The sequence below is a fragment of the Burkholderia arboris genome, assembly GCF_902499125.1.
In the GTDB taxonomy this organism is placed as follows: Bacteria; Pseudomonadota; Gammaproteobacteria; order Burkholderiales; family Burkholderiaceae; genus Burkholderia; species Burkholderia arboris.
This window is the reverse complement of record NZ_CABVPX010000007.1, coordinates 62,762-74,763: the sequence shown is the minus strand read 5'-3', so window position 1 is coordinate 74,763 and position 12,002 is coordinate 62,762. Positions and strand designations below refer to the sequence as shown.

General features: G+C 69.8%; 12 protein-coding genes. 8 read left to right on the top strand and 4 right to left on the bottom strand.

Translation table 11 applies throughout. The annotated features are described in order from the left end of the window. Position 1 precedes the first annotated feature (1 nt). The 8 genes from BLA15945_RS10835 to BLA15945_RS10800 are packed head-to-tail and all read left to right on the top strand — an operon-like array spanning position 2 to position 7,382. Positions 2–1,249 carry a citrate/2-methylcitrate synthase gene (locus tag BLA15945_RS10835; RefSeq protein ID WP_174992316.1) on the top strand — a complete coding sequence of 416 codons (1,248 nt, stop codon included), beginning with the start codon at positions 2–4 and terminating at the stop codon, positions 1,247–1,249. Between the two features lie 28 nt (positions 1,250–1,277). Next, the gene (locus BLA15945_RS10830) at positions 1,278–1,940 is read left to right on the top strand and encodes a class I SAM-dependent methyltransferase (protein WP_174992315.1); all 663 of its coding nucleotides are present in this window, start codon (positions 1,278–1,280) and stop codon (positions 1,938–1,940) included. 3 nt (positions 1,941–1,943) lie between these two features. Next, positions 1,944–3,017: a TauD/TfdA family dioxygenase gene (locus BLA15945_RS10825; protein ID WP_174992314.1), complete on the top strand. Its 1,074-nt coding sequence runs from the start codon at positions 1,944–1,946 to the stop codon at positions 3,015–3,017. Between the two features lie 11 nt (positions 3,018–3,028). After that, positions 3,029–4,042, top strand: a complete 1,014-nt coding sequence (locus tag BLA15945_RS10820) for an ATP-binding cassette domain-containing protein (protein ID WP_174992313.1) — start codon at positions 3,029–3,031, stop codon at positions 4,040–4,042. After that, a complete protein-coding gene (locus tag BLA15945_RS10815) occupies positions 4,035–5,114 on the top strand; it encodes an ABC transporter permease (protein WP_174992312.1) in 1,080 nt (359 codons plus the stop codon). The genes BLA15945_RS10820 and BLA15945_RS10815 overlap by 8 nt, the downstream gene beginning before the upstream one ends. Positions 5,115–5,151: 37 nt before the next feature. After that, positions 5,152–5,694 (top strand): hypothetical protein, encoded by a 543-nt coding sequence (locus BLA15945_RS10810; RefSeq protein ID WP_059241310.1) that lies wholly within the window; start codon positions 5,152–5,154, stop codon positions 5,692–5,694. A gap of 2 nt (positions 5,695–5,696) precedes the next feature. Next, entirely contained in the window at positions 5,697–7,106 is a 1,410-nt protein-coding gene (locus tag BLA15945_RS10805; protein ID WP_174992311.1) for an FAD-binding oxidoreductase, read from the top strand. Between the two features lie 33 nt (positions 7,107–7,139). Beyond that, a complete protein-coding gene (locus BLA15945_RS10800; protein WP_059241308.1) occupies positions 7,140–7,382 on the top strand; it encodes a hypothetical protein in 243 nt (80 codons plus the stop codon). Positions 7,383–7,404: 22 nt separating this feature from the next. On the opposite strand, the gene BLA15945_RS10795 is transcribed toward BLA15945_RS10800, so the two are convergent. The 4 genes from BLA15945_RS10795 to BLA15945_RS10780 form a co-directional block, all read right to left on the bottom strand. After that, positions 7,405–8,496 carry a lactonase family protein gene (locus BLA15945_RS10795; RefSeq protein WP_174992310.1) on the bottom strand — a complete coding sequence of 364 codons (1,092 nt, stop codon included), beginning with the start codon at positions 8,494–8,496 and terminating at the stop codon, positions 7,405–7,407. 92 nt (positions 8,497–8,588) lie between these two features. Then, entirely contained in the window at positions 8,589–9,941 is a 1,353-nt protein-coding gene (locus BLA15945_RS10790) for a TRAP transporter large permease (protein ID WP_059241306.1), read from the bottom strand. Positions 9,942–9,945: 4 nt separating this feature from the next. Beyond that, a complete protein-coding gene (locus BLA15945_RS10785) occupies positions 9,946–10,518 on the bottom strand; it encodes a TRAP transporter small permease (protein ID WP_059241305.1) in 573 nt (190 codons plus the stop codon). After that, positions 10,515–11,501 (bottom strand): TRAP transporter substrate-binding protein, encoded by a 987-nt coding sequence (locus BLA15945_RS10780; RefSeq protein ID WP_059241304.1) that lies wholly within the window; start codon positions 11,499–11,501, stop codon positions 10,515–10,517. Before BLA15945_RS10780 ends, BLA15945_RS10785 begins: the two co-directional genes overlap by 4 nt. Between the last annotated feature and the right edge of the window lie 501 nt (positions 11,502–12,002).

Here is a 12,002-nt window from a genome sequence, read left to right as displayed (position 1 = left end):
CATGGACACGACACTCGATTCCGGCACCGCCGCCGCGACCGGCGACGCGCCGCGCAACCTGCTCGGCCGACCGGCGACGCGCCATCGCGGCACCGACATCGACGGCGCGACGCTCGAACCCGAAGCACTGCGCGTGCGCGATCTCGACCTGAACGCGCTGATCGGCGCAACGACGTTCGAAGGCGCACTGGCGCATCTGTGGTTCGACGTCGCGCCCGGCAGCGCCGGCCATCGTGCGCACGAAGCGGCGATCGGCGCGCGGCTCGCGGCGTTCGCCGACGCGCTGGCGCCCGGCTCGGTCGCACAGTCGCTTGCCGCGGAACTCGGTGCGGCGGGCGTCGCACCGAGTTCCGCGGCCGCGTCGGGCCTGCTGCGCGGCTTCGACGACGTGCTGGCACGGCTGCCCGGCCCCGCGCCGGACGACGCCGACCTCGACACGATGCTGCTGGGTGTGGCCGCCGCGCCGTTCCTGCTGCACGCGGCGATCGAAGGCCGTCCGTTCGCCGCCGATGCCGGTACGGGCGGCGGCGCCAGCGCGTCACTCGATACCGCCGCGACGCAAGCGCAGCGCATGCTCGTGCTGACCGGCGCAACGCGCCACGACGCGCCAGCCCTGGCCGCGATGGACATGCTGCTCGTCGCCTGGCACGCCGGCTTCGGCTACATCACGCCGACCGTGCTCGCGCCGCGCGTCGCGATCGGCACCGGCGTCACGCTGACGCAGGCGATCGCGTCCGGCTTCCTCGCGAGCGGCCCGTCGCACGTCGGCGCGGCACTCGAAGCGATGCACTGGCTCGCCGCGCTCGCGCGATCGGTCCCGGCCGGCGCCGGTGCGCCGCCCGCCGCGCTCGACGCGGCCGGGCGCGCGGCGATCGATGCGGCGCTCGACGCGAAACACACGCTGTACGGCTTCGGCCATCCGCTGTTCGTCGCCGATCCGCGTCCGCCGCACATACGCGGCCGGTTCGCCGCACGCGGCTTCGACGGCGCGTACGTGACGCTGTTCGACGCGTGCTGCGCGCAAGCCGACGCGCGCCGCGCGCTGCGGCCGAACATCGATTTCCTGACCGCCGCGACGCTGCTCGAACTCGGTGTCGCCGCGCCGTCGTGGGGCGTCGGCGTCGGGCTCGGCGCACGCATCGCGGCGATGGCCGCGCATGCGGTCGAACGGCGCCGCCGCCCCGCGTTCGGCGTCAACAGCGCGACCGCGCGACGGCTGCTGGCCGCCGTGCCGGTCGGCTGGCTGTGAACCCTCACCCTTTCGCACAAGGAACGTCATGCTGCTCAAGAACCTGCGCCCGGCGAACGACTACGATCGCTTCGCCACCGAAACGCTCGAACCGTGGGACCTGCTGTTCATCAGCCGCATCCGCCAGCTGGCGCGCGCAATGACGCCCGGCACGATCGCCGACATCGGCACGGCCACCGGCGTCGTGCCGGTGCGGCTCGCGACCGATCCGGCGATGCGCGGCTGGCGCTACGTCGGCATCGACCTCGATCCGGCGATGCTCGACGAAGGCCGCCCGCGGATCCGCGAACTCGATCTGGACGACACGATCGAGATGCGCGTGGGCGACGCGCTCGCACTGCCGTTCGACGACGGCACGCTGACGATGGCGGTCGGCCGCGCGACGCTGCACCACCTGCCCGACAAGGCGCTCAGCCTGACCGAGATGTATCGCGTGCTGGAACCGGGCGGCATCGCGCTCGTGCACGACATGCGCCGCGATGCGCCGCAGCACCTGCTCGACCGCTTCACCGCGATGCGCGCGGCCGCCGACTATCCGCCGACCCACGTCGAGGAAAAGATCACGCTCGACGAAGCGCATGCGCTCGTCGCCGAAGCCGGCCTGGCCGACGTCGCGTCGATCTACAGCCCGAGCGCGGGGCTCGGTGCGCTCGGCTTCGAGATCCTGCTGAAGAAACCGGCGCTGGCCTGAGCGATGACCGATCTCGCCTTCCTCGCCGCGCACGCCGCCGTGCGGCTCGGCGCCGACGACGTCCATTGCGCGGCGGTCGCACCCGGCACGACACTGCCGCTGTGCGTGACGCCGCGCAGCGCCGAACTCGCGACGTCGCCGGAGATGTTCGTCGCGTGGTACCGCTCGCGGCTCGACACGATCGACACGCTGCTCGACGCGTGCGGCGCGCTGCTGTGGCGCGGCTTCGCGGTGCCCGACACCACCGCGTTCGGCCGCCTCGGCGCGCTGTATCCGGCACACGCGAACGGCTACACGGCGGGCGCCGCGCCGCGCCGGCAGATCGACGGCCAGGTCTACGAGTCGACCCGCATGCCGCCGCCCTTCAAGATCGGGTTGCATCAGGAAATGGCCTACATGCCCGCGTTCCCGCGCCTCGTCGCGTTCTACTGCCGGCAGCCGGCCGACGCCGGCGGCGAAACGCCGATCTGCGACATGCGGCGCGTGACCGCGCGCGTGCCGGCCGCGCTGCGCGAGCGGTTCGCCGCGCGCGGCGTGATGTACCTGCGCAACTTCGCGGCGCCCGGCGACCGCGCGGACGGCCTGGCCGCGAACCCGAACCTGCCGTTCGCCGCGTATCACCGGCCGTGGGACGACGCATTCGGCACTCCCGAGCGCGACGAAGTCGAGCGGCTGTGCGCGGAACGCGGCGTCGGCTGCCGCTGGCTCGACGACGGCAGCGTGACCGTGTCGCACGTCGGCAGCGCGCTGCGCGCGCATCCGCGCACCGGCGAGACGGTGTGGTTCAACCAGGCGAGCGCGCAGCACCCGAACCCGCGCTCGATGGGCGAGCTCAGCTACCGCTACCTGCAGCGCATGTACGGCGCGCGCGCCGCGTTCCCGTACGAAATCCGCTACGGCGACGGCTCGCCGATGCCGTTCGACGATCTCGTCGCGGTCTACGACGCGTTCGACGACGAGGAGCGCGCGTTCCCGTGGCAAGCCGGCGACGTGCTCGTCGTCGACAACATGCTGGTCGCGCACGGCCGCAACCCGTACCGGGGCGCGCGCGACACGCAGGTCATGCTGTTCGACTGAGGGCGCAGGCGATGAGCGTTTCGTTTCTCTCCTCGGTGCGCGCGATGTTCGGCCCGCACACCGCATTCGACCGGCCGCCGCGCCCGGACACGCCGCCGCTGCCCGATGCGCGTGCGCCGGGCGCGGCGCTCGGCGCACGCGCGATAGACGTCGCGGCCGGCGATTTCCGCTTCTCCGCGCGCCACGTGCGGTTCCGGCTCGGCGCCGTCACGGCGATCGTCGGGCCGAACGGCTCTGGCAAGACCACGCTGCTCGAAACGCTGCTCGGCTTCCGGCGCGGCGGCAGCGACGTGCGCGTGCTCGACGTGCCGGCCGAGCGCTTCATGCGCGACTCGCGGTCGTTGCGGAGGATCGGCGCGCAATTGCAGAAGGTCGAGTATCCCGATCACCTGCGCATCTCGGAAATCGTCGCGCTGCACCGCGCGATGTACGGGCACGCGGATGCGGCGATCACCGATGCGCTCGGCATCGCCGAGCTGCTCGACAAGCCGTGCCGCGCGCTGTCGAAGGGGCAGCGCCAGCGCATCGACCTCTACGTCGCGCTCGCGCACCGGCCCGAACTGGCCGTGCTCGACGAGCCGTTCACTGGCCTCGACCGCCGCTATGCGGGCGTCGTGATCGACCTGCTGCGCCACCGTGCGCGCGACACGAGCGTCGCGATGATCTGCCATTCGGAAGAAGAACTGTCCGTCGTCGACGATCTCGTGTGGGTGCGCGACGGCGGCGTGCGCTACCAGGGCGACAAGGACACACTGCGCGCCGAACTCGTCGGCGACGCGCGCGCGGTCCTGCATTGCCACGACGAAGCCGATGCGCGCACGCTGCGCAAGCGGCTCGCGGCGCTGCCGGGCGTCACCGGCGTGCGCGTATCGGCCACGCATGTCGTCGAGGTGTTCGGCGATGCGACGCTGCATCCGAACGTGCACCGGATCGTCGGCGAACAGGGCATCCAGCATCTCGCGCTCGCGCCGAGCACGCCGGGCGACCTGCTGCGCCTCTGCACCGAGGGCCCGGCCCATGACTAAAGTGTTCCTGATTCTCGTGCGCAACGAGCTGCTCGGCTATCTGCGCAGCCGCTCGTCGCTGTTCTGGACGCTCGTGTTCCCGGTGTTCCTGCTGAGCGTGATGCTGTTCGCATTCGGCGGATCGGGCTCGCTCGGCACCGCCGACCTCGCGTTCGACCTGCCCGGCGGCGCAACGCCGTACAACCAGGCGTGCCAGGCGCAGATCGTCGCCAGCCTGTCGCACAGCGACACGGTGAAGGCGACCTTCGGCGGCCGCGGTGCGCCGGCCGATCGCGTGACTGTCGTGCTCGGCGCCGACGAGCGCACGCCCGCGACGATCCGCTACGACTTCAACGGCTCGCTCGCGGTCAAGGCGGCATCGCGGGTCGTCGAGATCGCGCTCGCGCGCTGCGCCGCGCAGCAGCTCGGGGTGCCGGCCGCACAGGCGCGCTTCGAGAATGCGGCGCCGGCGCGCCGCCCGTTCGACTATGGCGCGTTCTTCGCGACCGGCATCCTGGTGATGGCGTTCATGGCGATCGGCCTCAACTCGACGACCACCGCGATCGCGTCGCTGCGCGAGCGCAACACGTTCAAGCTGTACGTGTGCTTCCCCGTCTCGCGCGGCGTGTTCCTTGCCGCGCTGATCGTCGCGCGGATGGCGATGATGGCGCTGTCGGCGCTCGTGCTGCTGACGGTCGCGCGCGTCGCGTTCGGCATCGCGCTGCCGATCGCGACGCCGGACGGGCTGCGCGCGTTGCCGATCGTGCTGCTCGGCGCGGCGATGGTGCTGAGCATCGGCGTGCTGCTCGCCAGCCGCACCCGCTCGCTCGCGGCCGCCGAACTCGCGTGCAACGTCACCTACTACCCGTTGCTGTTCTTCAGCGACCTGACGATCCCGATGCACGACGCGCCCGCGTGGCTGAAAGCCGCGCTCGCGTTCCTGCCGACCAACCAGTTCGCCGTCGCGCTGCGCGGCGCGCTGGTCGACGGCGCGCCGTACGCGCAGCTCGCGCCGCAACTGCTCGGCATGACCGCGTGCACGGCGCTGTTCCTGTTCGCCGCCGCGCGGCTGTTCCGCTGGCACGACGCATGACGCGTCGCGACGCTGTTTCGACGAAGGAGAGACACCGATGAAATCGAGCAATCCCATAACCGACTACCTGCTGCACGCGAGCAACTTCCTGCCGGCGATCGTGTTCCTGTTCTACGGCCGGCTCGGCCCCGGACAGCCGGACGTGCGCTGGACGCATGCGTTCCTGATCGGCGGCGTGCTCGCCCTCGTGCACGGCGCGTGGCTGGTCCGCCGCGCGGATCGCAACAGCATCGCGATCGGCGTCGACCTGTTCCTCGTGATCGGCGCGGTGCTTGCGCTGGTATCGCCGACAGGTAGCCGTCTGTGGGGCGAGGAACTCGGGCCCGCCGCCATGCTCGTCTGCGTGCTGGTGGTCGGCATCGTGCATACCGCGTGGTCGGACGGCGGCTTCGTCGACGGCACGTTCGTCGATCACGCGCGTGCGCGTTCGCTGTCGCTCGTGCTGATCGCCGTCACCGTCGTCGCGCTCGCGGTGTCGATCACGATGCGGCACAGCCCGCTGTGGGGCGGCGTCGTACCGCTGATCGCGCTGGTCGTCGTGCGTGGCCGGCTGCGCAAACAGCTGGTGCGGGCGAACTGACGATGAGCGCGCTGCCCGAACGCGACGCGCAGCGGCACGCGCTCGCCGCGGCACTCGGCCACGGCTGGCTCGAAGGCGCGTCGTGCGAGCCGTATGCGAGCGACGTGGCGCGGTACGGCGGCGTGCCGCTCGGCGTCGCACGCCCCGCATCGACCGCCGACACGCGCGCGCTCGCACGCGTCGCCGTCGCGCACCGGATCGCGCTCGTCGCCCAGGGCGCGCGCACCGGGCTCGTCGGCGCCGCCGTGCCCGATCGCAGCGGCACGCAATGCGTGGTGTCGTTCGACCGGATGCGCGCCGTTCGCGCGTTCGATCCCGCGAATCGCAGCATCACGGTCGAAGCCGGCGTGCGGCTGTCCGACATCAACCGCATGGCGGGCGAAGCCGGGCTCTGCGTGCCGATCGATCTCGGCAGCGATCCGGCAGCCGGCGGCCTCGTCGGCGCGAACGCCGGCGGCAGCCGCCTGATCAAGTACGGCGACGTGCGCCGCCACGTGCTCGGCGTCGAAGCCGTGCTGGCCGATGAAGCCGGCACCGTGATCGACACGCTCGCGCCGCTGCGCAAGCGCAACGCGGGCTTCGACGTCACGCAGTGCTTCATCGGCGCAAACGGCGCGAACGGGCTCGTCACGGCCGTGTCGTTTGCGCTCGCGCCGCTCGAACGGTCGTCGTGCGCGGCGTTCGTCGCGTTCGCGTCGTACGATGCGGCGCTCGCCGGACTGCTCGCGTTCGAGCATGCGTTCGGCGAGATGCTGTCGGCGTTCGAATTCATGTCGGCGGCGGCGGTCCGCTGTGTCGCCGCCGCGTTTCCGGCGTGGCGGATTCCGTTCGGGGCGAACGATGCCGCGTGCTACGCACTCGTCGAAATCGCGACCGGCATGCCGGGGATCGATGCACTGCTCGAGGAACGGACCGTCGCGGCACTCGACGCACTCGCGGGCGAACGGAGGGTGCTCGACGCGGCGTGCGCGCCGGCCGAACGATTCTGGCGCATCCGCGACGCACTGCCGGCCGCGGTGGCGCAGGACGGTATCCCGCTGTCGTTCGACGTGTCGTTTCCGCGCGGTGCGGTGGCCGGATTCGTCGCGGACGCCGAGCAATGGATCGCCGCCACCCACCCGTCGCTGCGCTGTCATGCGTTCGGCCATTTCGGCGACGGCGGCTGCCATCTCGTCGTGTCGATCCCGCAGGCCAGCGCGGAACGCTACGGGCCGCTGCAGCAGGTGGCGCTGCGCGGCGCGCTGTACGACCGTGTCGTGCGCGCCGGCGGCTGCTTCAGCGCGGAACACGGCGTCGGGCCGGTCAATATCGCCTACTACCGCAAGCACGTGCCGGCCGCGCAACGGGAACTCGCCGCCGCAATTCAGCATGCCGTCGACCCGCTGGGTCTGATCGGGCGAGTCCGCTACTGATGCGCCGTTTTGCGGTGCCACGGAGAATTTCGCATGATGTTTCGACATCCGCCCGGCCCGGGCCCCGCTTCCGAACCGGACGCCGATCCGGCGTTGTCCGGCATCCCGGCCACGCTACCCGACTCGGGTGTCGTCGTGAACGTGCGCGGTGTAGCGTACGTGATCAAGCTGCCGCCGCGCGATCACGCACGTCCGGCGCTGTGGCGCGAGCTGGCGGACTGGCGCGACGAGCGGTCGGTCGACGGCGACATCGAGCCGGCCGCGCGACAGGACTGACCGCCCGCTCGGCGGCCGGCTTTCAGTTCGTCCCGTCGTAGGTGACGATCTCGACCCAGTTCGCCCCCTTGCCGACCGGATACTTGCCGATCGCGGCGAGGTGCCCGGTGTTCCGCTCGATCCGGTACACGGCAAGCGTCGGCGACAACTGGCCCGCCGCGAGGAGATACCGGCCCGACGGATCGATCGCGAAGCCGCGCGGCTGCTGCTCGGTCGCGAACGTGCCGATTCGCGCGAGCTGGCCCGATTTCGCGTCGACCCGATACGCGGCGAGCGTGCTCGACGTGCGCTCCGACGCGTACAGGAAGCGTCCGTCCGGCGTCAGGTGCAGGTCGGCGCCCCACGGCTTGTCGCCGTGGAAATCCGGCGGCAGGATCGACACGGTCTGGATCGGCCGTGCGGCGGCGCCGCCGCGCGACAGCGCGAGCACATGCAGCTTGCCGTCAAGCTCGTCGATCAGGTACGCGACGCGCCCGTTCGACGAAAACACGAAGTGGCGCGGCCCCGATTGATCCGGTAGCCGGTAGGCCGGCGTCGCCTCGCCGGTCAGCCTCCCCGTCGACGCATCGAACGGCAAGCGCAGCCACGCATCGGCGCCGAGCACCGACGCGAACGCATAACGGCCGTCCGGCGACTGCCGGATCGCGTGCGCCATCGGGCCGGTCTTCACCGTCTGCTGCACGTCGCCCGCGATACCGCTCTCCCCGATCCGGTTCACCGCGAGCAGGTTGCCGCCATACGACGCCGAGAACAGGTAGCGGCCCGACGCATCGGTCGACACATACGCCATGCTCTCCGCGAGTGGCGCGCGGCCCAGTTCGATCAGCCGCCCGTCGAGCGGATTGATCGCGAAGCTCACGACACGATACGGCGTCGAGCGCAGCGCCGCATAGAGGCGATGGTGATCGGGCGACAGCGCCATCGGCATCACGGTGCCGCCGACCGGCACGGTCTCGATCGCGGTCAGCGCGCCGTTCGACATGTCGACGCCGAACACCGAGATGTCGCGGCTGTCGCTGTTCGACACATACGCATACGTCGCCGCGTGCGAGAGCGTGACGGCCATCCCGACCGCGGCCGCCGCGACGGCGCGCCAGAGTGTCTTCGTGTTCATGGGTCTTCCGGAAACGTGAAAGGGAACCGCAGAAGCGACAGCGGCGCCGGACAACCTCGGTCGTCCGGCGCCGCGACGGGCGACACGTGCGCTCAGAACACCGCGTGCCCGCTGATCAGGCTCGGCAGCCAGGTCGAGAAGAACGGCAGGTACGTGACGATGTTGATCGCGCTGAAGATCGCGAGGTAGTACGGCCACGCCATCTTCGTCGTCTCGCCGATCGACACGTTGCCGATCGCGCAGCCGACGAACTGCACCGACCCGATCGGCGGGTGCACGAGGCCGAGCGAGCAGTTCAGCAGCAGCATGATCCCGAACTGCACCGGCCCGACGCCGCACGCCATCGCGATCGGCAGGAACAGCGGCGTCGTGATCAGGATGTGTGCGGCCATGTCGACGAACGTGCCGAGGAACACCTGGATGATGTTGATGTACAGCAGCATCAGCCACGGCGCGGCGGTCGACTGCTTCAGCAGCCCTTCGATCGCATCCGGAATCTCCAGGTACGACATCTGGAAGCGCAGCATGTTGGACACCGCGATCAGCAGCAGCACGACACCCGTCGTGCGCGCCGCATGCGACAGCGCGCGGCGCAGCTTCTCGGCCGTCAGCGTCCGGTAGACCACCGCGGTCAGCACGAGTGAGTACACGACGGCGATCGCGGCCGCTTCGGTCGCCGTGGCAATCCCCTTCGCGACGCACACGAGGATGATCGCGATCACCATCAGCCCGGGCACCGCGCCGACGAAGCTGCGCAGCACCGCATACCAGCCGGGGAACGCGGGCAGCGCGGACGAACCGTCTTCCCGGCGCGGATAACCGTGACGCACGGCCTGCCAGTACGCGGCGGCGAGCACGAAGCCCATCACCCACAACACCGGCAGCAGCCCCGAGAACAGCAGGTCGCCGATCGACACGCCGCTCACCGGCTGGCCGTGCAGCATCCCGGTGATGCCCTGCGCGGCGAACGCGTAGATGATCATGTTGGTCGACGTCGGCATCAGCGCGCCGGCGAGCGACGCATGCGTCGTCACGTTGACCGCGTACGCGGCGCTGTAGCCTTCGCGCTTCATCAGCGGAATCACCACGCCGCCCATCGCCGACGTATCGGCGGTCGGCGAACCCGATACGCCGCCGAACAGCGTGCACGCGACGACGTTCGCCATCCCGAGGCCGCCGCGGAAGTGGCCGACGGTCGCCTGCGCGAAGCGCAGGATCCGGTCCGCGATGCCGCCGTGCAGCATCAGTTCGCCGGAGAAGATGAAGAACGGCACCGCGAGGAACGAGAACGCGTTCATCCCCGAGATCATCGCCTGCATCGCGGTCGCGATCGGCAGGCCTTCGACCATGTAGGTCAACACGCAGGCTATCCCGAGCGCGAACGACACGGGCACGCCGAGTACCAGAAAAATCAGAAAACTGACGGACAGGATCGCGAGTTCCATGGCGTTATTGTCCCGACGAAGAACGACGAAGCGCGAGCAGGTGCTCGAGCGAGAAGAGGATGATGGCGATCGCCGCGGGCATCGCGATCAGGTAGCGCACGCCTTCGGGCAGCCCGATGATCGGGATGCGGTCGCCCATCGTCTCGGCGGCCATGCTGCCGCAACCGACCATGATCATGATCGCGAACACGATCAGGCTCAGGTGCTGAATCGCGACGACCACGGCGCGACCGTTCGGCGGCAGCCGGCGCACGAGCGAATCGAGGCCGATGTGGCCGCCGTCGCGCACCTTCATCGCCGCGCCGAACATCGCGATCACGATCACGAGCAACAGCGCGATCGGTTCGACGAAATCCGGCGCGTTCTCGAACACGTAGCGCATCACGACCGCGTAGAACACCAGCACCGTGAGCACCGCGAGACACGCCGACGCGATCACGGCGAGCACGCGAAACACCACGTCGTTCACGCAGCGCAGGAGCGGCGCGCCGTGCGGCCGCGCCGGCACCGCACTGTCCGGGGCGGCGGACGGCGAGCCCGCGGCCGCCGCGCCGTTCAGGGAAGTGCGACGCGTCACTTGGTGGCCTCGATCTCGTCGACGATCTGCTTCATCTGCGGCGTCTTTTCATACTTCGTCCACAGCGGCTGCATCGCCTTCACGAACGCTGCGCGGTCGATCTGCGCGGCCGGCAGGACCTTCGCGCCGCCCTTCGTCACCGTCTGCTGCGCGGACGCCTCGCGCGCGGTCCACAGCTTCTGGTAGTACGGCACCGAATCGGCCGCCGCCTTCTTGATGGCCGCCTGCTCCTGCGGCGACAGCGTGTCCCAGATCTTCTTCGAGAACACCAGCACTTCCGGCGTCATCGCGTGCTGCGTCTCCGAGTAGTCGGGCGCCACTTCGTAATGCTTGGTTTCCTCGTACGACGGCATGTTGTTTTCCGCCGCGTCGACGAGGCCCGTCTTCAGGCCCGTGTACACCTCGGCGAACGGCATCGGCGTCGGCGTGCCGCCCATCGCCTTGATCTCGTCGACCATCAGGTCGGACGGTTGCACGCGCACCTTCAGCCCCTTCATGTCGGCCGGCGAACGCACCGGGCGCTTCGCGTAGATCGAGCGCGCGCCGCTCTCGTAGAACGTCAGCGCGATCATTCCCTTCGCGGTGAACGCATCGAGAATCTTCTGGCCGGCCGGGCCGTACATCGCCTTGCGGAAATGGTCGACGTCGCGGAACAGGAACGGGAACGACGGGATCAGCGATTCCGGCACGATCTCGTTGAACGACGCGCCGTTCACGCGCGCCATGTCGATCGCGCCGATCCGCACCTGATCGACGGTGTCCTTCTCGGAGCCGAGTGCGCTGTTGCCGAACACCTTGATCGAATCCTTGCCGCCCGTCTGCTTCGACAGTTCGTCGCCCATGAACTTCACGGCCATGTTGGTCGGGAAATTGTCGCCGTGCACGTCCGCCGAGCGGAACACGCGCGCCTGCGCGGACATCGCAAAGCCGGCCATCAGCGCGACGGCCAGGACGGTACGGGAGCCGGTGAATCGGTGCTTCATGGTGAGTCTCCTTGATGGTCGATCGTTGTTGCGCGGCGATCCGTCGGCTGGCGCGTGCGTCGGCGAGGCGCTTTCCTGAATCGCAGAGTCATACGTCGTATGACGTGTTGAGCGAATGTACGTCGGTTAATCGTTTAACTCACTTGGTGCATACCCCTACGGCCGCTGCCATAACGGGTTGACGGCGATTTTCGGGGAATCGCTTTCTCCGTTTCGGGGAATTATTGCGAAACGTTTTCCGGAAATGGGTCCGTATTTGAATCGGGCGCCCGTGTCGCTGTTTCCCGACGCCGAAAAGCAATCTTTCGCTTCGCTTGCCGTCGTTATAGGATGACTGACCACAACACGGATACCCCCGCGCGTCGCCACGAGCACGCGCCGGCCCCGCATCGCGCGCCCGCGATCGCACTCGTGGCACCGGCCCCGGCGACCCGCGCCGAGGCCCGCGCCGCCCGCTCCAGTCTTGCCCGCGGCACGTTCAGGCTGCGCGTGCGCGCCAGC

Excerpts from the sequence above, each read along its gene's own strand:
- BLA15945_RS10835 (WP_174992316.1), top strand. The coding sequence starts at position 2 with ATGGACACGACACTCGATTCCGGCACCGCCGCCGCGACCGGCGACGCG.
- BLA15945_RS10830 (WP_174992315.1), top strand. The coding sequence starts at position 1,278 with ATGCTGCTCAAGAACCTGCGCCCGGCGAACGACTACGATCGCTTCGCC.
- BLA15945_RS10825 (WP_174992314.1), top strand. The coding sequence starts at position 1,944 with ATGACCGATCTCGCCTTCCTCGCCGCGCACGCCGCCGTGCGGCTCGGC.
- BLA15945_RS10820 (WP_174992313.1), top strand. The coding sequence starts at position 3,029 with ATGAGCGTTTCGTTTCTCTCCTCGGTGCGCGCGATGTTCGGCCCGCAC.
- BLA15945_RS10815 (WP_174992312.1), top strand. The coding sequence starts at position 4,035 with ATGACTAAAGTGTTCCTGATTCTCGTGCGCAACGAGCTGCTCGGCTAT.
- BLA15945_RS10810 (WP_059241310.1), top strand. The coding sequence starts at position 5,152 with ATGAAATCGAGCAATCCCATAACCGACTACCTGCTGCACGCGAGCAAC.
- BLA15945_RS10805 (WP_174992311.1), top strand. The coding sequence starts at position 5,697 with ATGAGCGCGCTGCCCGAACGCGACGCGCAGCGGCACGCGCTCGCCGCG.
- BLA15945_RS10800 (WP_059241308.1), top strand. The coding sequence starts at position 7,140 with ATGATGTTTCGACATCCGCCCGGCCCGGGCCCCGCTTCCGAACCGGAC.
- BLA15945_RS10795 (WP_174992310.1), bottom strand. The coding sequence starts at position 8,496 with ATGAACACGAAGACACTCTGGCGCGCCGTCGCGGCGGCCGCGGTCGGG.
- BLA15945_RS10790 (WP_059241306.1), bottom strand. The coding sequence starts at position 9,941 with ATGGAACTCGCGATCCTGTCCGTCAGTTTTCTGATTTTTCTGGTACTC.
- BLA15945_RS10780 (WP_059241304.1), bottom strand. The coding sequence starts at position 11,501 with ATGAAGCACCGATTCACCGGCTCCCGTACCGTCCTGGCCGTCGCGCTG.